Annotated in this window: 1 protein-coding gene (running past one end of the window); it reads right to left on the reverse strand. The window is 70.4% G+C overall.

The features are described 5' to 3' along the window. Positions 1-22429, reverse strand: the 3' portion of a protein-coding gene (locus tag MYSTI_RS20515) for a hybrid non-ribosomal peptide synthetase/type I polyketide synthase (RefSeq protein WP_015349700.1). 17387 nt of this gene lie beyond the right edge of the window; the window shows 22429 of its 39816 coding nt (coding positions 17388-39816); its start codon lies off the right edge, out of view; it ends in the stop codon at positions 1-3.

Below are 22429 nucleotides of genomic sequence, written 5' to 3' on the forward strand. Positions count from 1 at the left end.
TCACGGCAGGTTCTTCAGCGCCTCGCGGAGCCGCTCCGCCAGCTCACTGACGCCCGGCGCACGCAGGAGGCCGTAGTGGTCTCCCGTCACCGAGTGCCGCTCCAGGCCCGTCCCCACGAGCGAGGACCAGCCCCCATCCGAGGGCAGGCTCGCGTCGTGCTCCGCGGCCTTGAGCAACAGCACGCGCCCCGTCGTGGGCGTGGCCACGTAGCGGCGGGCGGCGCCCAGGTGAGCCTCGAAGACACGAAGGAGTGACTTCAGCCGCTCCGGGTCCGTCCCGGGAGGCAGCACTCCCGCGCGGGCCGCCGTGGCCAGGAGCGCATCCAGCACCGCGTCCGGCTCCATCGCGGAGAGGGCACTCAGGTCGAGGCCCTCCAGGTTCGACAAGGAGGCCCCGAGCAGGTCCCTCGCGAACAGGGCCACGACCTGGAGCCGGTCCAGCTCCGAAGGGGCCGGCGCCTTCACCGCGCCCGGTGCATAGGCGTCGATGAGCGCGACCATCGCCACCTGTTCACCTTGCTCCCGGAGCTGCCGAGCCATCTCGTAGGCGATGACGCCACCGAGCGACCATCCCCCCAGGAGGTAGGGTCCATGAGGTTGGACCTCACGCATCTCGGAGAGGTAGGCCCGGGCCATCTCCTCCACGGAGTCGCGAGGCGCGCCGTCCCCCTCCATGCCCCGAGCCTGGAGGCCGATGAAGGGCCGGTCCGCCCCGAGCCGTCGAGCCAGCTCCGCGTAGCAGAAGACACTGCCGCCCACCGGATGCACGCAGAAGAACGGTGTCTTCCCCTCGGTGGTCACGGTCCCGAAGGGCACCAGGGACGACGGCTTGCCTTGGGTCCGGGCAGCCCCCTGCAAGAGGGCGGCGAGTTGCTCCACGGTGGGCGCCTGGAAGAGCGCGGCCAGGGGAACAGGCCGGCCCACCGCCTCGCTCACGGCCGTCATCAAGCGCACGGCCAACAGCGAGTGGCCGCCCAGTTCGAAGAAGTTGGAGCGGACCCCCACCGGCTTGACGGAGAGCACGTCCTCCCAGACTCGCGCCAGCTTCAGCTCCAGCGGTGTCCTCGGAGCGACCAGGGCCTCGGAACCCGTGGCATCCAGGGTCGGCTCCGGCAGGGCCTTCGTGTCCACCTTGCCGTTCAGCGTCAGGGGCAGGGCGGGGAGGAGCGTGATGGCGGACGGCACCATGTACTCGGGCAGGCGCTGCTGGAGCCAGGCCTTCAGCGTGGCCACTTCCGGAGCGGAGTCACCAGCCGCCACGACATAGGCCACCAGCTTCCGGTCTCCATGACCGTCGCCTCGAGCCACGACGATGGCGTCCCTCAACCCCGAGTGCTCGCGCAGCGCCGCGGCGACTTCTCCGGGCTCGACGCGGAAGCCCCGCACCTTCACCTGGAAGTCCACGCGGCCGATGAACTCGACGCGGCCATCCTCGAGCCAACGCACCCGGTCTCCCGTGCGGTACATGCGAGCACCGGGCACCTTGCTGAAGGGGTCGCGCAGGAATCGCTCCTCCGTCAGCTCCGGGCGGCCGAAGTAGCCGCGCGCCACCTGCGGCCCCCCCACGTACAGCTCACCGGGCATGCCCACGGGCACGGGCTGCCGAGTCGTGTCCAACACGTAGAGCCGCGTCTGTCCCAGCGCCCGGCCCAGCGGGACCTGCGCCGGCGCCTTGTCGCCGGGCGGCAGATCCACCCGCCCCGCGAGCACGCCCACCGTCGTCTCCGTCGGGCCGTAGTGGTTGAACACCTCGCACCCGGGCATGAGCGCGTGGACTCGCTCCAGCAGGGCCCACGAAGACGACTCGCCCCCCAGCACCAGCCGCTTGCGCGGCAAGACACGCTGGGGCTCGACCACCGACAGCATCGCCGCCAGGTGCGACGGGACGATCTTCATGCAGTCCACCGCATGGCCATGGAGGTACTCCGCCAGGCCTTCGGGGCTGCGTGCTCGCTCCTGCGTCACCACATGCAACAGGCCGCCGGTCACCAGGGCAGGGAACAGCACCGTGTTGCCCAGGTCCGCCGCGAACGTGGAGACCAGGGCGAAGCTCTGGCACTCGGTGAGGCTCAGGCGGTCGATGGCCGCGTGGACGTAGCTCATGAGCTGACCGTGGGGAACCGCCACGCCCTTGGGCCGGCCCGTGCTGCCTGACGTGAAGAGCACGTAGGCCAGCTGGTCCGGCTGGATGTCCACTCGGGGGGCGTCGACGGGCAGGCTCGCGAGCAGCGCGGCGTCCGCATCCATGCGCACGCACTGGAGGGCCAGGCCTTCGAAGGCTCCCGCGTGGCGAGCCTCCGTCACGACGACGGGCGAGGACACTTCCTCCACCAGTCCGCGCAGGCGGGCCGCGGGCTGCGACGGCTCCAGCGGGACGTAGGCGCCTCCCGCCTTGAGCACACCGAGCAGCGCGGCGACCAGCTCCACACCGCGCTCCATGCACAGGGCCACGGGCACATCCCGCTTCACCCCCGCCTTGACCAGGTGATGCGCGAGTTGATTGGCCCGCTCATCGAGCTGACGGTAGGTCCACACCTGGTCTTCGCAGCGGACGGCGGGGGCCTCGGGCGTCCTCGCGGCCTGCTGCTCGAAGAGGCGATGGAACGGCAGCTCCGACGCCACCGTCACCTCGGCGGGCCGAGTGTCCTCGAGCAGCCGCTGGCGCTCCGGGTCCGAGAGCAGGGACAAGGTGGACAGCGGGGCATCGGGCGAGGCCATCGCACGCTCGAGGAGCTGATGGAAGTGGCGCATCAGCCGCTCGGCGGTGGAGGACTCGAACAGGTCGGTGCTGAAGAAGAGGCCGCCCTGGTACCGCTCGGCCACTCGCAGCAGGTGGAGGTTGAGCTCGAACTTCGTCGAGACGTGCTCGACCTCCACGTTCTTGAGCGTCAGCTCGGGGAACGTGACCTCCGTCATGGGCGCGTTCTGGAGCACGAACATCGCCTGGAACAACGGCGTGCGGCCCAGGTCTCGCGCGGGCTGGAGCGCTTCCACCAGTCGCTCGAACGGGAGGTCCTGGTGCTCGTAGGCGCCGAGCGTCGCGTCCCGGACCTGCGAGAGCAGGCCTCGGAACGTCAGCTCGGGCGTGAAGCGAGCCCGCAGGGCCAGGGTGTTGATGAACACACCCAGCATGCCCTCGGTCTGCGCGTGGCGGCGGCCCGCGATGGGCGAGCCGACCACCACGTCATCCTGCCCGGAGTACCGCTGGAGCAGGGCCTGGAACGCGGCCAGGAACAGCATGAACGGGGTGACCTTCTCCTTCTTGGTCATCGCGTCCACGGCGTCGCTCAGCGCCGGGGTCAACTGCACGGGGAGCAGGGCACCACCCGAGGACAACGCGGCGGGACGCGGCTTGTCCGTGGGGAGCTCCAACGCCGCGGGCGCACCGTCGAGGTGCTTCGTCCACCAGGAGAGCTGTGCTCGCAGCGCGTCTCCCTGGAGCCAGTTCCGCTGCCACGTCGCGTAGTCCACGTACTGCATCGCCACCGGCGGCAGCGGCGACGGGGCGCCTCGCTGGAAGGCCAGGTAGAGCTGGGTCAGCTCACGCACCAGCACACTCATGGACCAGCCGTCCGAGATGATGTGGTGCATGCACACCAGCAGCACATGCTCGGTCGGAGTGACCCGCACCGCCGTGACTCGGAGGAGGGGGCCCTTGCCGAGGTCGAACGACGCCTGCGCATCCTCGGTCGCGATGCGGAGCACCTCGGCCTCGTGCCGCTCGGGCGGCAGCGTCCCCAGGTCCACGAGCTTGATGGGCAGGCTCGCAGGCGCGTGGATGACCTGACGCGGCTCTCCGTTCTCCATCCGGAACGTCGTGCGCAGGGCCTCATGACGCTCGATCAACACATCGAAGGCGCGCTGGAACGACGGCAGGTCGACCTGGCCCAGCAGCTTCAGCGCCGAGGGGATGTTGTACAGCGGGTGTCCCGGCTGGAGCTGATCCAGGAACCACAGTCGCTGCTGCGCGAAGGAGACGGGGAACGTGCCGCCTCGCTTCGCCAGGGTCATGGGCGGCAGCGCCAACGCGGTGCTGCGCTCGTCCGACAGCTCCGTTTGCAGCCGCTTCGCGAGCGAGGCCAGCGTGGGGAACTCGAAGAGGACTCGGACCTCCAGTTCGACGCCCAGGTCTTCGCGCAGGGCCGCCGTCAGCCGCGTGGCCAGCAACGAATGGCCTCCTAGCTCGAAGAAGTTGTCATGGCGTCCCACGCGGGACACCTGGAGCAACGTCATCCAGCGCTCCGCCAGCTTCGCCTCGAGCTGCGTCGCGGGTGCCTCGTAGGGCCGATGGGACTCCGCGACCCGGCCCTCCAGGGCTGGCAGGGCGCGGCGATCCACCTTGCCGTGCTCCGTCTGCGGCAACGCGGGCAGGTACACGAGGGCCGCGGGGACCATGTACTCGGGCAGGCGCTGACGCAGCCACGCCTTGGGTTCCTCACCCTGGAGGGGATGCCCCTCCGCGGTCGCGAGGTAGGCCACCAGCCGCTTGTCTCCGGGCACGTCCTCACGGACCACCACGGCGGCCTCTCGGACCTCGGGATGCGCGCGCAGGGCCGCTTCGATCTCCCCCAGCTCGATGCGGAAGCCCCGCACCTTCACCTGGAAGTCGATGCGGCCCAGGAAGCGCAGCGTCCCCGCCTGCGTCCAGCACACGCGGTCCCCCGTGCGATAGAGGCGCTCGCCCGGCGTGGGGGCGAAGGGATGCGGGATGAAGCGCTCGGCGGTGAGGTCCGGCCGCCCGTGATAGCCACGGGCCAGCCCCGGTCCTCCGATGAACAGCTCGCCCGGTACCCCCACCGGGACCGGGTTCAGCGCGGTGTCCAGGACGTAGACCTGGGTGTTGGGCAGCGGCCGCCCGATGGGCACCGAGTCCTCCACGGACTCGCCGGGCGACAGGACGTGCTGGGTCGCGGCGACCGTGGCTTCGGTGGGGCCATACGCGTTGAGGAGCAGCCCCCCTTGCGCCAGGCGCTCGCGAGCCCGGGGCGCGGGGAGGGCGTCGCCTCCCACCCACAGGCGGGGCAGTCGTGACAGGGCCTCCGGCTGATGCTGCTGCATCACATCGAAGAGCGCGGTGGCCAGCAGCGCGGTCGTGACGTGGTTCTCGGTCAGGACTCGCGCCAGCTCCGCCACCTCCGGCGGGCGCGGCGGATACGCGACGAGCCGGGCCCCCATGAGCAGCGCGCTCCAGATCTCCAGGGCCGACGGGTCGAACGTCATCGGAGACACCTGGAGGACGACCTCCGCGGAATCACGCGGGACGAAGCCGATCCCCGCGATGAGCCGCATCACGCTCCGATGGGTGATGGCCACGCCCTTGGGCGTTCCCGTCGAGCCCGACGTGTACGTGACGTAGGCGAGCTGGTCCGAGTGCAGCGCCAGGTGAGGCGCCTGTGCGGGCTGGCGCGCGATGTGCTCCCACTCCGTGTCGAGCATCACCACGGGCCAGTCGCCCCCAGGCAACACCTGCTCGGCGGAGCTCACCGTGAGGACTCCGGCGACGCGGGCGTCCTCGAGCATGAAGGTGAGCCGCTGCGTGGGGAGCGACGTGTCGAGCGGGACGTAGCAGCCTCCCGCCTTCAAGATGCCCAGCAGCGCGACATAGAGCTCCAGGCTTCGGGGGATGCACACGGCGAGGCGTGACTCCGGCCCCATGCCCAGCGACAGCAGGTGCCGGGCCAGCCGGTTCGAGCGCTCGTCCAGCTCCGCGTAGGTGAGCTGCTGTCCCTCGAACTGGAGCGCCACCGCCTCGGGTGTCCGCCGGGCCTGCTCGGTGAACAGCGCGGGGATGGTGGCCTCCCCGGGATAGTCGGCCTCCGTGTGGTTCCACTCCTCCAGGACGCGCTGCCGCTCCTCCAGGGGAATCAGCGGCAACGCCGCCAACGGCGTGTCCGGCCCCGTCACGATGGCGTGCAGCAGCACCAGGAGGTGTTGCACGAAGCGCTGCATCGTCTCGGGCACGAAGAGGTTCGTGTTGTAGACGATGCCCCCGACGAAGCCCTCGGGCGCCCGGGTGAGGTCCAGGGCCAGGTCGAACATCGAGAGCTCGATTTCATCCATATCCGCCTGCGAGACGGACAGCTCGGGCAGGAGGATCTCCGACAGCGGCGCGTTCTGGAGCGTGAAGCTCGCCTGGAACAGCGGCGTGCGGCTCGCGTCACGCTGGGTCGACATCTCCTCGACGATCTTCTCGAACGGCACGCCCTGGTGCTCGAACGCTCCCAGCGTTCCTTCACGCACCTGCTTGAGCAGCGTCCGGAAGGACGTTCCGGTCTGGAAGCGCGCGCGAAGGATGATCGTGTTCACGAAGAAGCCGATCAGCCCCTCCGTGTCCGCCAGGTTCCGGTTGGCGATGGGCGACCCCACCAGGATGTCATCCTGGCCCGAGTACCGGTGCAGCAGCGTCTGGTACGCGGCCAACAGCACCATGTACGGCGTGCTGCCTTCCTCCTGCGCCAGGGCCTCCAGGGCCCGGGTCAACTTCAGCGGGATGCGCACCTTCGTGACGGCGCCGCGGTGATTGAACACCGCCGGACGAGGCTTGTCCGTGGGCAGCTCCAACGCCTGTGGCGCACCCTCCAGATGCTGCCTCCACCAGCCAAGCTGCGCCTTGAGGTTGCTGCCCTGCAGCCAGTTGCGCTGCCAGACCGCGTAGTCCGCGTACTGGATGGCCAGCTCCGGCAGTGGCGACGGCAGTCCTCGGCGGAAGGACTCATAGAGTGTCGTCAGCTCGCGCACGAACACGCCCAACGACCAGCCGTCCGAGACGATGTGATGCACGTGCAGGACCAGGATGTGGTCCTCCGGCTGGAGCTTCACCAGCAGGGTCCTCAACAAGGGTCCACGGGCCAGGTCGAACGGGGCGCGGGCCTCCTCGTTGACCAGACGCAGGGCCTCCGACTTGCGCAGGTCCTCCTCGTCGATGCGCGAGAGGTCCACCTTGCGCAGCGGAGCGAAGGTCGCCGGGAGGATCTTCTGCACGGGCCGACCGGCCTCCGCGCGGAAGACGGTGCGGAGCGACTCGTGACGACGCACCAGCTCATCGAAGGTGCGGCGGAGCACACGCTCGTCCAAGGTCCCCTCCAGACGCAGGGGGAACGGGTTGTTGTAGAGCGAGGACCCGGGCTTGAGCTGGTCCTCGAACCACAGGCGCTGCTGGGCGAACGACAGGGGCAGGTCCCCCGTCCTCGGGACGCGAGTGATGGCCGGGGCCTGGCTGCCCGTGGCGGCTCCCAGGCGGGCCGCGAGCTCGGCCACCGTGGGCGCACCGAACAAGTCTCCCAGCGGGAGCTCGATACCCAACGTCGCGCGGATGCGTGAGACGACCTGCGTCGCCAGGAGCGAGTGGCCGCCCAGCTCGAAGAAGTCGTCGTGGATGCCCACGCTGTCGCGGTGCAGGACCTCCGCCCAGATGGCCGCGAGCTGTTCTTCGAGTTGATTGCGTGGCGCTGCTTCGGCCGACGCCTTCTCTTCCGGCACCTCCGGCGCGGGCAGCGACTTGCGGTCCACCTTGCCGTTGGAGGACAGCGGCAGGGTGGGCAGCACCACGAAGGCGGACGGCACCATGTACTCGGGCAACTGCCGCTGGGCGTAGGTCTTCAGCCCCGCGACGTCCAGGTCCGCGCTCTCCGCGACGACGTAGGCGACCAGCCGCTTGTCGCCCGGGACATCCTCGCGCGCCACCACGACGACGTCGCGCAGACCGGCGAAGCCTCGCAGCGTCGCCTCCACCTCACCGGGCTCGATGCGGAAGCCGCGGATCTTCACCTGGAAGTCGACGCGGCCCATGAACTCCAGCGTCCCATCCATGCGCCAGCGCACCTTGTCACCCGTGCGGTACAGGCGGGCACCCGGCGTCGTGGCGAAGGGGTGGGGGACGAAGCGCTCGGCCGTGAGGTCCGGACGGTTGAGGTAACCCCACGCCAGGCCATCGCCTCCCACGAACAGCTCCCCGGGGATTCCCGGCGGCACGGGCTGGAACGAAGCATCCAGCACGTAGGCCGTGGAGCTCGACAGCGGCCGGCCGATGGGCACCGAGCGGCCCACGGTGTCTCCGGCGCGCAGCGTGTGCGTCGCGGAGAACGTGGTGTTCTCCGTGGGGCCATAGCCGTTGATGAGCACTGCGTCCGGAGACAGCCGCGCGAGGTGCTCCGCCACGCGCTGCACCGGCAGCACGTCACCGCCCGCGAGCACCTGACGCACGCGGGCCAGGGCCTCGCCCTCGTGCTGGACCACCTGGTCGAACAGCGCCGCCGTCAGCCACAGCGACGTGACACCGGAGCTGCTCACCAGCGAGGCCAGTGCTTCGAGCGACTGCGCCTTCGGGGGCGCGAGGACCAGCCGTCCGCCGTTGAGCAGCGCGCCCCAGATCTCCAGGGTGGAGGCATCGAACGCCGCGGGCGCGTTCTGGAGGAAGACCTCCTCCGGCCCGAAGCGCATGAACGTGTTGCCCTGCACGAGCCGCGTCACGCCCCGGTGCGGAACGCAGACACCCTTGGGGTGTCCGGTGCTTCCCGAGGTGAACATCACGTAGGCCAGCGACTCCTCGCTCACGACGGCGGTGGGCGCGGACGTGGGCCGCTTCGCGATGTGGTTCCATTCCGCGTCGAGCAGCACCAACAGGCAGCCCAGCTCGGGCAGCTCGTCGGCCAGGTGCTCCTGGGTCAGCAGGACGGTGACGCCGGACTCGCGGAGGATCCACGAGAGGCGCTCCGCGGGGTAGCTGGGCTCCAGCGGCACGTAGGCCGCGCCCGTCTGGAGGATGCCGAGCAGTCCGATGATGAGCTCGGGCGAGCGCTCCATGCACAGGCCCACGCGGGTTCCCGGACGAACCCCCATCGCCTGCAGGTGATGGGCGACTTGATGCGCGCGCGACCGCAGCTCCGCATAGGTGAGCTGGCCGTCGGCGAAGGACAGCGCGATGGCGTTCGGCGCGTGCTCCACCTGCCGGGCGAAGGCCTCGTGAATCGACGCCGCGCGAGGTGTGCTCGGCGGGGTGTCGTTCCACTCGACGAGGATGCGGCGACGCTCCTCCTGGGTGAGCATCGAGACCTGGGCGAGCGGCACGTCCGGCGTGGCGACGGCCACCTCCAACACGCTGCACAGGTGGCTCGCCAGCGCGGCCACGGTGTCGTGGTCGAAGAGGGAGGTGGCGTAGTTGATGCCGCCCCGGAAGCCGTCCTCCGTCCGATGGAGCTGGAGCTCCAGGTCGAAGCGGATGACGCCGTGGTGATGGTCCATGGGCCGCAGCGACAGACCGGGCAGGGTCAGCGTCGGCAGCGGCGCGTTTTGCAGCGTGAAGGAGACCTGGAACAGCGGCGTGCGACTGGCGTCACGCGCCGGGCGGAGGTCCTCCACCAGCTTCTCGAAGGGCACGTCCTGGTGCTCGTAGGCCTCCAGCGTCGTGTCCCGGACCTGCGTCAGCAACTCGCGGAACGTGTCCTCGCTCCGGAGCCGCGTGCGAAGGACCAGCGTGTTCGCGAAGTAGCCGATGAGGGCCTCGGACTCCGCCAGGCGTCGGCCGGCGATGGGCGAGCCCACCAGGATGTCGGCCTGACCCGAGTGGCGATGCAGGACGAGCTGGTACGCCGCCAGCAACACCATGAACGGCGTGGCGCCTTCCTTCTTCGCGAGGGACTCCAGCGCCTGGGTGACGTGCAAGGGCAGGTGGAGCATCACCGCCGCGCCGTGGAAGGTCTGCTGCGGAGGCCGAGGCTTGTCCGTCGTCAGCTCCAGGTGGTGCGGCGCCCCCTCGAGCTTCTTCCTCCAGTAACCCGCCTGTGTCTCCAGCACTTCGCCCTTGAGCCAGTCGCGCTGCCAGGCTGCGTAGTCGGCGTACTGCACCGGCAGCTCCGGCAGCGGCGACGGACGGCCTTCGCGGAAGGCGGCATAGAGCGCGGCCATCTCGCGGACCAGGACACCGGTGGACCAGCCGTCCGAGACGATGTGGTGCATGTTGAGCACCAGCGCGTGCTCCTGCTCTCCGAGCTTCAGGAGGAGCGCGCGGGCCAGCGGGCCGCTCACCAGGTCGAACGGACGCCGAGACTCTTCCAGCGCCAGCCGCAGGCACTCCGCCTCTCGTGCCTCGGTGCTCCCGAACGACGAGAGGTCGACGAACTGGAACGGCAGCGGGAAGGCCGGGTGGATGACCTGCACGGGGAGGTCACCTTCCGTGCTGAAGGTGGTGCGCAGGGCCTCGTGACGCTCCATCAGCGCGTCGAAACCTCGCTGGAGCGCGGACAGGTCCAGCGTGCCCTCCAGCTTCAGCGCGAGCGGGATGTTGTACGCGCTCGTGGCCCCGGTGAGCTGGCTGACGAGCCACAGGCGCTGCTGCGCGAAGGAGAGTGGGAGATGCCCGGCGCGGTCCACTCGGACCAGCGGCGGGAGCTTCACCGCGGGACGAGCAGCCCCGCTCCTGGCTTCGAGCCGCTCCGCGAGCGCCGCCACGGAGGGCGACTCGAACAGCGTGCGCAGCGGCAACTCCATGCCGAGCGTGGTCCGGACGCGGACCATCACCTGTGTGGCGAGCAGTGAGTGACCGCCCAGCTCGAAGAAGCCGTCGTGGATTCCCACGCGCTCGACGCCCAGGACCTGCGCGAAGAGGGTGGCCAGCGACTCTTCCATCGGCGTCCGAGGCGCCACATAACGACCGGCCTGGACGACCGGGGCCTCGGGCACGGGGAGCGCCTTGCGGTCCACCTTGCCGCTCGGCGACAGCGGCAGGACGCCCAGGTGCGTGAAGGCCGAGGGCACCATGTACTCGGGCAGCCTCGACTGGAGGTGGCCCCGGAGCAGCGCCGCGTCGAGCGGCTCCGCGTCACCGGTGACGTAGGCGACGAGGCGCTGGTCTCCTGGAGTGTCCTCGCGCAGGAGGACGGCGGCCTCGCGCACGGAGGGGTGGGAGAGCAGGGCGGCTTCGATGTCCCCCAGCTCGATGCGGAAGCCTCGCAGCTTCACCTGGAAGTCCGCGCGGCCCAGGTACTCCAGCGTTCCGTCCGGCATCCACCGGGCCACGTCGCCCGTGCGGTACAGCTTCCCTCGGGTGTCGCCCGAGATGTCGTCCGCGAGGAAGCGCTCCGACGTGAGCTGCGGCTTGCGCCAGTAGCCCTGGCCTACCTGCACGCCGCCGATGAAGAGCTCTCCGGGCACGCCCACGGGCGTCGGCTGGCCCTGTCCATCCAGGACATAGAGCCGCGTGTTCGCCACCGGCCGGCCAATCGGAATGGACGTGCGGCTCAACCCTCGTGCGCAGTGGAAGTACGAGACGTCCACCGCCGCTTCCGTCGGGCCGTAGAGGTTGTGGACCTCCGTGCTCGCCGGCAGCTTCGCGTGGGCCTTGTCCACCAGGTCCACCGTCAGCGCTTCACCACTGCACACCACGCGCTTCAGGTGCGTGAGCTTCTCCAGCCCCGGCTCCTCCAGGAAGGCTCGCAGCATCGACGGCACGAAGTGCACCGTCGTCACGCGCTGCTCCACCATCAGTCGAGCCAGGTACGCCGGGTCCTGGTGTCCGCCCGGCTTCGCCACCACGAGCCTCGCGCCCGTCAGCAGCGGCCAGAAGAACTCCCACACGGACACGTCGAAGCTGAACGGCGTCTTCTGCAGCACCGTGTCCGCACCCGTCAGCGCGTACTCCTGCTGCATCCACTTCAGGCGGTTGACGATTCCCGCGTGCCCGTTCATCGCGCCCTTCGGCCGTCCCGTGGAGCCGGAGGTGAAGATGACGTAGGCCAGCGCCTCCGCCCCCGCCAGCGACGCGGGCGTCGCGGTGGGCTGGCGGGAGATGACCGGCCACTCGCTGTCCAGGCACACCACTCGCGAGCTGTGCGACGGCAGCACGGACTTCAGGTGCTCATGCGTGAGGAGCACTGGGGCGTCCGCGTCCTCCAGCATCCCGGCCAGTCGCTCACGCGGGTAGCCCGGGTCCAACGGCACGTAGGCCGCGCCGGACTTCATGACACCGAGGAGTGACACCACCAGGTCCAGCGAGCGCTCCAGGCACACGCCCACCAGGACTCCGGGCCGTGCCCCCAGCGTGCGCAGGTGATGCGCGAGCTGGTTCGCCTTCGCATCCAGCTGCGCGTAGGTGAGGGTGCTCTCCTCGAAGCGCACAGCCTCCGCGGCCGGGGTGCGGCGCACCTGCTCCTCGATGAGGGCGTGCAGGGTGGTGTCCCGGGGGTACGCCTCCGCGCGGCCCTGGAACTCCACCAGCACCGTCCGCCGCTCCGCCTCGTCCATCAGCGGCAGGCGCTGCACCGACAGGTCCGGAGCCGCCACCACCGCGCGCGCGAGCGCGGAGAGGCGCTCGACGAGGCGCTGCATCGTGCTCTCGTCGAAGAGCTTCGCCGCGTACTCGAAGCGGCAGTGGAGCTCGCCCTGGGTCTCGATGACCTCGAGGCTGATGTCGAACTTCGACGTGCCCGTGGCGACATCGACCTGGCTCAGCTTGAGCGACTGATGCGTCGCGTCCGCGGCGGGCGTGTTGATGACGTTGAGGACGACCTGGAAGACCGGCGTGCGGCTCTGGTCCCGGGGCGTCTGGAGCAACTCGATGAGCCGCTCGAAGGGAGCATCCTGACGCGAGAACGCTCCGAGCGACTGCTGCTTCACCCGGCCCAGCAGCTCGCGGAAGGACGGGGCCCCCGTGAGCTGGGTGCGCATCGCCAGCGTGTTGACGAAGCAGCCGATCAGCCCCTCCGTCTCGGGCTGCGTGCGGCCCGCGATGGGGATGCCGACGGCGAAGTCGTCCTGGCCCGCGTGGCGGCCCAGCAACACCTGGAAGAGCGACATCAGCACCATGAACGACGTGGCGCCTTCCTTGCGACCGAGCGACAGCAGCGGCTCCGTCACATCACGGCCCATCACGAAGCGCAGGCTGCCGCCGTCGTAGGACTGCACCGCCGGACGTGGCCGGTCCGTGGGCAGCTCCAGCGCGGAGACGCCCACCAGCTGCTCATTCCACCAACGGAGCTGGCCGTCGAGGATGGCCCCCTCCAGCCACTCGCGCTGCCAGACGGCGAAGTCCGCGTACTGCACGGGCAGCTCGGGCAGCGGGGACTCGATGCCCGCGTTGAAGCAGGCATAGAGGATGGACATCTCCCTCGCGAGCACCAGCGTGCACCACGCGTCGGAGATGACGTGGTGCATGACCAGGTTGAGCACATGCTCCTGCTCACCCAGGCGCAGCAGCACCGCTCGGATGACGGGCCCTCGCTCGAGGTCGAACGGCAGCGCGCTCTCCTCGCGGCAGCGGCGCATCATCGCGGCCTCGCGCTCCTCGGGCGTCGCGCCGTGCACCTCCTCGAGCGGCATCGGCAGTCCACCCTTGAGGTGGATGATCTGCGCGGCGCCGTTCTCGGTGAGCTGGTACGTGGTCCGCATCACCTCGTGACGGCGCACCAGCTCGTCGAGCGCGGCCTGGAGCGCGGGGACGTCCAGCGGCCCCACCAGCCGGAAGCTGGAGCTGTTGTTGTACGCGGTGCTCGACGGGTCGAGCTGCTGCAAGTACCAGAGCCGCTGCTGCGCGAAGGACAGCGGCAGCGCGCGGTCCCTCCTCGCACGAGGAATCCCCGTGGGCGCGGAGGGGGCTGCCGGACGCGGAGCAGGGGAGTCGGCACGCGTGGACGGCGGTGCCTTGGCGGCGGGGGCCGAGGCCTTGGGCACGGGGACCTTCACGTACTCCACGCGCCCGTCCCTGCGCAGACGCGCGTGTCGTCCGGTGCGGTACACGCGGGATGTGGAACCTGTCGGGTGCGCGACCAGTCGTCGGCGCTCCTCGTCCTCGGACTTCCACAGCCCCGAAGGCAGGCCGGCGCCTTCCAGGGCCAGCTCGCCCACGACGCCGACGGGAACGGACCGACCCGCGCCATCGAGGATCCACGGGCGGACGCCCTCCGGGACTCTCTCAGCGGGAGCCCGAGGCAACAGCGCGCCCTCGCGGCTTCCTCCCGCGAGCAGCACCCGCAGGCCGGAGCCCTGCTCCAGCGCGGAGGCCAGCTCGGGCGAGGCACCATCGAGCACCAGCGCCCCCACGGGGCTCAGCGCCTCGCGGGCACCGGGCACTTCCGTCAACGTGCGTGCGAGCCGCGCGGACGTGTGGAGGAGGACCGCACCCGCGCCGCGGGCCAGCTCCAGCACCTCACCCACCCCCTGGTCGCCTTCGACGAGGACCTGCTCCTGGCGCGCGGTGGCCTCACGGACCAGTCGCTCCTGGATGACCGACAGCCGCTCGAGCCCCTGCAGCACCAGGGGCGTCGTCATGCCGAAGTCGATGAGCGCGGCGACCTCATCGACATCCGCCTCGCGCACCTCGAGCAGGCGCTTGTAGCCGCTCTCCATGGTGCCGATGAGGCCCGTGCTCTTCGCGTGCTGTTCGAAGGTGCGCTCCAGGAGGGCGGTGATGTCCTCCTCGGAGACCTTGTCGATCTCCCCTTGGTGGCCCTGGGCCGCCAGCAAGGACGCGGTGATCTCCGCCGAGCTTCGGAAGTAACCCATCAGCGGCTTGCGGACCTGGTCCAGCACCTCCCGCTCGTCATCGCCGATGAACGCATGGAGCATCAGCGTGATGTGGCCACGCCCGGGGTGCCCGTTGCGGCGCCACGCCTCGCGGTACAGCGCGACCTTCTGCTTCAGATCCTCGAGGGACTGTGTGAACAGTCCCGTGAGCACGCCCGCGCCCACCTCTCCCGCCATGCGGAAGGTCTCGGGGTTGCCCACGGCCGTGAGCCACACGGGCAGCTCTTTCTGCACGGGCTTCGGGCGCAGGGCCAGCTCCAGCGTCACGCCGCCGCCGCCCAGGCGCTTCATCTTCTCGCCTCGCCACAACGCGCGCAGCGTGGCCAGGTTCTTCAGCAGGATGTTGCGGCGGTCCTCGAAGTTGGCCGGGGCGAAGGAGAAGTCCGCCACGTGCCAGCCCGTCGCCACCGAGAGGCCCACGCGACCGCCCGAGAGGTTGTCCACCACGGACCACTGCTCGGCGACCTGCATGGGGTCATGCAGCGGGAGCACCACGCTGCCGGAGCGCAGCTTCAGGTTCTTCGTGATGGTCGCCACCGCCGCCGCCACGACAGCGGGCTGCGGATAGAGCCCACCGAACGAGTGGAAGTGCCGCTCCGGCGTCCAGATGGCGGAGAAGCCATGCGTGTCCGCGAACTTCGAGCCTTCGATCAACAGCTCGTACTTCGGCCCCGTGAGGGAGTCCTCATCGTTCGCGAAGTAGATGAGGCTCATGTCCATCGCCTGGGTGCGAGGACCGCCCCCCTGGAGGCGAAGCAGCCGCGCGGAGAGCGCCTCGGACGGGAAGGCCACCCGCAGGCCGCGGGACAAGGCCCACAACATCTCCAGCTCCGGCCGCTCCGCTGCCGTATCCGCGGCGGCCAGCCACGTGCCGCCCTCGGAGGGACGCAGCCGCCCGTCCATCGCGGTGAACAGCTCCGCGAGGGCGTGATGGTCCAGCGTCCAGGTCGCCTGTCCCGGTCCCACCGGCAAGAGCCACGCGGGAGCGTTTGCTTGTGGGGCTGGCGCGCTCGTCGGCGCGGAGCCCTGCATCAAGTCCTCGAGGTAGAGGACTCGCGTTGCGTCCAGCTTGGAGGCGGTCACCAGCCCCCGCCACGTGAGGAGCAAGGGCGTCGCGACGCCAGGAGGCGCGTAGGTCGCGAGCCCGCCCAGGTCCGTGGCGCCCAGCGCCACCACCGCGCCACCAGCGTCGAGCACTCCCCACAGCACGGCGAGCTTGGAGGGAGAGGGAGGCAGACAGACCGCGACGGGAGTGCCAGGGGTGACACCCGAGGAGCGCAAGCGCGCGGCGACCGACTCCGCATGACGGGCCAGCTCGGACCACGTCGAAGCCTGGTCGCCGATGCTCGCGGCGATGGCCCCCGGGTTCCGCTTCGCCCGCTCCGCGAGCTGGGCGGGAATCGACGTCGAGACCTGGACAGCGCGAGGCGCGGGCAGCGCGGCGCGCTCGGCCTCTGTCGCCATGGGCAGCCGGGAGACCCGCTCGTCGGGCTGGGCCATCGCTGACGAGAGGATCACCTGGAGGTGCTCGACCATCCGGCGGACCGTGTCCGCGTCGAACAGCTCGGTGGCGTACTCGAGGGCGCCAATCACCCGGCCGGACTCATCACCCAGGATGAGCGACAGGTCGGAGAGCGTGGTGCCCCACTGCACGGGACCGTCTGGGACTTCGACGATGGAGCCGCGCACGCCGGTCAGCTCCATGACCGCCGCGCCCGAGCTGAAGGCGTTGTGGAACACGAAGACCGAGTCCGTCATGCGGCCCCGGCCAATGTCCTTGCCGGGGACCAGCTCCTCCACCAGGTACTCGAAGGGCACGTCGGGACGCGCCTGGACCTCGTTGAGCTCCTGCCGCACGCGGTTGAGCAGCTCGCGGAAAGTGGGGTCATCCGAGAAGCTCGTGCGGAACACCGCCGAGTGCGCCACGTAGCCGATGAGGGTCAACAGCTCCGGACGGGTCCGGTTGCCGATGGGCGTGCCGACGATGATGTCCGTCTGGCCGCTGTACCGGTGCAGCAGCGTCTGCCAGGCGGCGAGAATCAACAGGTAGGGCGTGACGCCCTCGCGCTTGCCGAACGCCGCCAGCTCACGCGACAGGGCGCGAGGGAACTCCACCGGCATGCGCACCGAGTTGAGCGTGGGGGTCGCCGTGCGCTCGCGGTCCGTGGGCAGGTCGAGCTGCCGAGGAATCCCCGACAGGCGCTGCTGCCACCACTGCTCCTGCTCGGGGAAGCGGTTGTCGCTGATGCTGTTGCGCTGCCACGCGCCGAAGTCCGCGTACTGGATGGGCAGCGCCGGGAGTGGCGACGGACGGCCCTGCTTGAACGCGGCGTAGAGCTGCATCAGCTCGTTGATGAAGATGGCCGTGGACAGCGTGTCGGAGACGACGTGGTGGATGCCGCCCAGGAAGATGTAGTGGCGCGGCTCCAGCCGGAGCAGGGTGGTCCGGATGACGGGGCCCGTCACCAGGTTGAACGGGACGACGGCCTCCTCGCGAGCCAGGCGCATCGCATCGGCCTCGCGCGCCTCGGGCGTCGCGCCCTTCACCTCGACGATGGGCAGCGGGATGCGCACGCTCTCGTGGAAGCGCTGGACGGGGCGGCCGTCGACCACGTCGTAGGTCGTCCGAAGGGCCTCGTGCCTCCGGATGATCTCCTGGACCGCGCGCTCCAGCGTCACCGCGTCGATGTCGCCTTCGAGCCGCAGGACGAAGGGGATGTTGTACGCGGAGAGCCCGGGCAGGTGCTGCTCCAGCCGCCACACGCGCTCCTGGACGAAGGAGAGCGGCAGCTCGCCCGTGCGGGGGAGGGCGACCAACGGCAGCTCACGCGTCGGCTCCGTGGAGGGCGCCTGCTTCAACAGGGGCTCGATGCGCAGGGCGATGCCCGCCACCGTGGGAGCCTCGAACAGCGCCGCCAGGGGGAGCTGGACGCCGAACGCCTCGCGGACCTGGTTGAGGAGCTGCGCGGCCATCAACGAGTTGCCGCCAATCTCCAGGAAGTCGTCGTCACGGCCGACGAACTCCAGGCCCAACCGCTCACGCCAGAGTCCCGCGAGACGCTCCTCGATGGGGCCTCGGGGCGCGTCCTCGCGCGTCTGCGCGACGACAGGAGCAGGCTCGGGTGGCTCCGGCGGTCGAGGGGGCGCGACAGGCGCGAGCGCGACGGGCCGGACGCTGGCGGACTCGGACGACGTCACCAGCGCGGGCGGAGGCATGGGAGGCATGAAGCCCGTCATCGAGGGACGACGTGGCTCCAGGCTGGCCGTCACGGTACGGGTGTCCGCGACCGGGAGGGGCGCACCGGAGGCGGCACGCAGCAGCGGAGCGGACTCCGCCACGACCGCCGGCACGGGCGCGACCACCGGCTTCGCATCCACCCAGACGCGCTTCTCCTGGAACGGATAGGTGGGCAGGTGCAGGCGGCGGCGCTGCTCGTGGGCGAAGAAGGCGGACCACTCCACCTCGATGCCCTGCGTCCACAGCTCTCCCACCGAGGTGAGCAGGCTCACGTGCTCCGTCATCGTGTTCCCACGACGCAGCGTGGCCAGCGCCTTCACCCGGTCCTTGTCCTGTCCCAGCGACGCACGCACCAGCGGGGTCAGGTCCTGTCCCGGGCCCACCTCCAGCAGCACGCTGCAGCCATCCTCCAGCAGCGCGCCGACGGCGTCCGAGAAGAGGACGGGCTGGCGCATCTGGTCCGCCCAATAGCGCGGCTCGGACAGCGTTCCGCGCTGGGCCCAGGTGCCCGTGACGCTGGAGGCGTAGCGCAGGGTGGGTTCGGAGCGGCGCAGCGAGGCCACCAACCGCGCGAGCTCCGGCATCAACGGCTCCACATCGGCCGAGTGGAAGGCATGCGGCGCGGGCATCCGCACCACGCCCACGCTCCGCCGGTTCAGCGTCTCCTGGAGCTGCTCCACCTCCGCGATGGGACCGGCGACGACGCAGCGGTCCGCCGCGTTGACGGCGGCCAGGGACATGCGGCTCGACAGCAGCGGCAGCACCTGCGACTCGGGGAGCGCCACGGCGAGCATGGCCCCTGGAGGCATGCGGTGCATCAGCTCGCCACGAACCACCGCGAGCTTGATGGCGTCCTCCAGCGGCAGCGCCCCCGCGATGCAGGCGGCGGCGTACTCACCGAAGCTGTGGCCCAGGACCGCATACGGCTTCAGGCCCCAGTCCATCCACATCCGCGCGAGTGAGTACTCGACGGAGAACAGCGCGGGCAGGGCCACGCGGGTGTCCGCGAGCAGCGCCGCGTGCTCCGTCTCCTGACCCGGAGCGGAGGACAGCAGCGAGAGGACCCGCGTGCGCAGCGACGGCTCCAGCAACGACAGGCAGGCGTCGAGGTGCGTCCGGAACGTGGGCTCGGACTCCATGAGCTCACGCCCCATGCCGAGCTGCTGCGCGCCCTGGCCCGGGAAGATGAACGCCACACGACGTCGGCGCGTGGCCTCCAGGTCCTTCAGCTTGGACGGTGTGAAGGGCCTGTGGAGCTGACGGGTCAACTCCGCGGCGTCGTGAGCCACCACCGCGCGGCGGTACTCGAAGCCCTTGCGGCCCAGTGCGAGGGTGAAGGAGGCATCCGCGAAGGACAGCTCGGCCTGCGCCTCCGCGTGCGACGCGAGCTGCTTCGACGCCGCCTCCAGCGCCTCGGGCGTCCGCGCCGAGACGACGAACAGGTGGTGCTTCCTGGAACTGGTGCCGCTGGGAGACATCGGGGATTCCTCGAGCACGGCGTGGGCGTTGGTCCCGCCAATGCCGAAGGAGCTGACCGCGGCGCGCCGCGGGGTCTCGCTCCTCGGCCACGGCCGAAGGGTGTTGTTGACGAAGAAGGGGGTGGCGTCGAAGTCGATCTGCGGATTGGGGCGCTCGAAGTGCAGGCTCGGAGGAATCTCTCCGTGCCGCAGCGAGAGCGCGACCTTGATGAGGCCCGCGAGGCCCGCCACCGTGTCCAGGTGGCCGACGTTGGACTTGAGTGAGGCGAGGGCAATGGTGCCCCGGTGCTCGGCGCCCAGACCGTAGGCCCGCTGGAGCGCCGTCACCTCGATGGGGTCTCCCAGCGAAGTGGCCGTGCCGTGGGCCTCCACGTAGCCGATGTCCTCGGGCCGCACGCCGGAGCGCGCGAGCGCCTGCCGGATGACGGCCGTCTGTCCCTGGACACTCGGCGCGGTGAAGCCCGACTTGTCGCGGCCATCGTTGTTGGTGGCCGTCGCGCGAATCACCGCGTGGATGGAGTCTCCATCCCGCTGGGCGTCTTCCAGGCGCTTGAGCACGACGCACGCGACGCCGTTGCCGGAGACGGTGCCTTGCGCGGACGCGTCGAACGAGCGGCAGTGCCCGTCCGGCGAGAGGATCATCCCCTCCTGGTACACGTAGCCCGTGCGCTGCGGCACCGACAGCCGCGTGGCTCCGGCCATGGCGACGTCGGACATGCCGGCCAGCAGGTTCTGGCAGGCCATGTGGACCGCCACGAGTCCCGTGGAGCACGCGGTGTAGAGCAGGACGCTCTCACCGGTGAGTCCCAGCTTGAAGGACGTCTTCGTGGCCAGGCTCTCGTGGGTCGCGGTGCCGTAGAGCTCGAAGAACGCGGCGCCGTCCAGCGGCATCGTGGCGCGCACCGCATCCGCGTAGCCGGAGTCGATGGCCCCCGCGTAGAGCGAGATGGCCCCCGGGTGACGCTCGGGGTCGATGCCCGCGTCCTCCAGCGCCGTCCACGCGGTCTGGAGGAACACGCGCTGCTGCGGGTCCACCCACTGCGCCTCGCGCAGGGACATGTCGAAGAACGCGTGGTCGAACTGGTCCGCGCCTTCAAGCACGCCTCCGGCCGGGACGAACGCCGGGTGCTGGCTCAGGTCCAGGCCCTCGGGCAGCCCGGGCATGCGCTCCAGCTCCTCGGGTTTGAATCGGGAGATGGACTCGACGCCCTCGCGCAGGTTGCGCCAGAACGCGTCCACGGACGACGCGCCCGGGAAGCGGCCGGCCATGCCAACGATGGCGATGGCGCCCGTCGTCGACGGCGTGGACACGGGACGCCGAGGCTCCGGCTCCGTCTGGGGCGCCGTGCTCGCCGCGGCCTCCGTGCCTTGCTTCTCCAGCACGCGGGCCAGGTCCTGCACCGTGGGGTGCTCGAACAGCATCACGACGGGCAGCGGCTGGCCCAGCTCCTCGCGCATCCGCGCGGCGATGCGCACGACGGAGAGCGACGAGCCACCCAGGTCCTCGAAGAGGTGGTCATTCACGCCGACGCGCTCGGCGCCCAGCTCGCGGGCCCAGATGGAGCAGATGCGCTCCTCCAGGGGATTCGCGGGCTCGACGAAGCGGCCCAGCCGGCCCGTCGAAGCGGCGTCCGGCTTGGGCAGCGCCTTGCGGTCCACCTTGCCCGAGGTGCCCAGCGGCAACTCCGGCAGCATGACGATGACCGAGGGCACCATGTACTCGGGGAGCCGCTGACGCAGGCCCGCGCGGAGCTCGGTCGTCTCCAGCGTCTGGCCCTCTCGCGGCGAGACATACGCCACGAGTCGCCGGTCGCCAGGCATGTCCTCGCGGACGATGGCGACCGCCTGGTGGACACCGGGCAGGGCGGCCAGCGCGGCGTCCACCTCCGCGAGCTCGATGCGGAAGCCGCGGACCTTCACCTGGTGGTCCGTACGGCCAATGAACTCCAGCACCCCTTCGGGACGCCAGCGGACCAGGTCGCCCGTGCGGTAGAGGCGCTCGCCGGGGATGGTGCTGAACAGGTTCGGGACGAAGCGCTCGGCCGTGAGGTCCGGACGCCCAGCGTAGCCGCGAGCGACACCCGCGCCGCCCAGGTACAGCTCACCCGGGACCCCCACGGGCACGAGCTGGAGCTGCGCATCCAGCACGTACGCCGTGGTGTTCGCGATGGGCGCGCCAATGGGGATGGAGCTCCCCGACAGCATCGGCCCCGGGACGCGGTAGGCCGTGGAGATGACGGAGACTTCCGTGGGCCCATACCCGTTGGTGATGGGGACACGCACGGACGACTGCGCCCGCTGCGTGTGCGTCACCGAGAGGACATCGCCCGCGACGTGAATCTCCTCGAGGCGGCGGAGGATGTCGGGGCGGTGCTCGACGAGCTGCGAGAAGAGGCCCGAGGGGAGCTGCGTGTACGTGACGCCGTGCCGCTCAATCACTTCGCCCAGGCGGTCCAGGTCGCTGGGCAGCGCGTCGGCGGGGAAGATGACGACCCTGCCACCGTGGAAGAGCGCCAGGCAGTACTCGAGCAGCGAACCGTCGAAGGAGAGCGGCGCCATCATCAGGCTCGTCTCCCGCGCGCCGTAGCGGGCGTACGGCTCCGACTGGCACAGCCGCAGGAGGCCGCGGTTCTCGATGGCCGCGCCCTTGGGCCGGCCCGTGCTCCCCGACGTGAAGATGATGTACGCCAGGTTGCGGAGACCCGCGCCGTGAGCCGGGGGCGTGGTGGGCCACGGCTCCAGGTTCAGGTCCGGGACGAGGAGGACCTCCATCCCCGACTCAGGCAGGGCCAACCGCTCCCTCAGCTCCCGAGTCGTGAGCAGGACCTTGGGACGCGCGTCCTCCAACATGAAGGCGAGGCGCTGGACGGGGTACGCCACATCCATGGGGACGTAGGCACCCCCGGCCTTGAGGATGGCGAGGATGCCCACCACCAGGTCCAGGCTCCGCTCCATGCACACGGCCACCGGGACATCGGGACCCACGCCGCGAGCACTCAGCAGGTGCGCGAGACGATTGGCCCGGGCCTCCAACTGGCCGTAGGTCATCCGCTCCGCGCCCGACTCGAGCGCGATGGCGTCGGGGCGCTGGTTCGCCTGGCGCGAGAAGGCATCCGCGAAGGAGGCGTCCGCCGAGAAGGGACGCGCGGTGTCGTTCCAGTCGACGAGGAGCTGATGCCGCTCCCCGGGCGTGAGCCAG

The organism is Myxococcus stipitatus DSM 14675 (genome assembly GCF_000331735.1).
Classification (GTDB): domain Bacteria; phylum Myxococcota; class Myxococcia; order Myxococcales; family Myxococcaceae; genus Myxococcus; species Myxococcus stipitatus.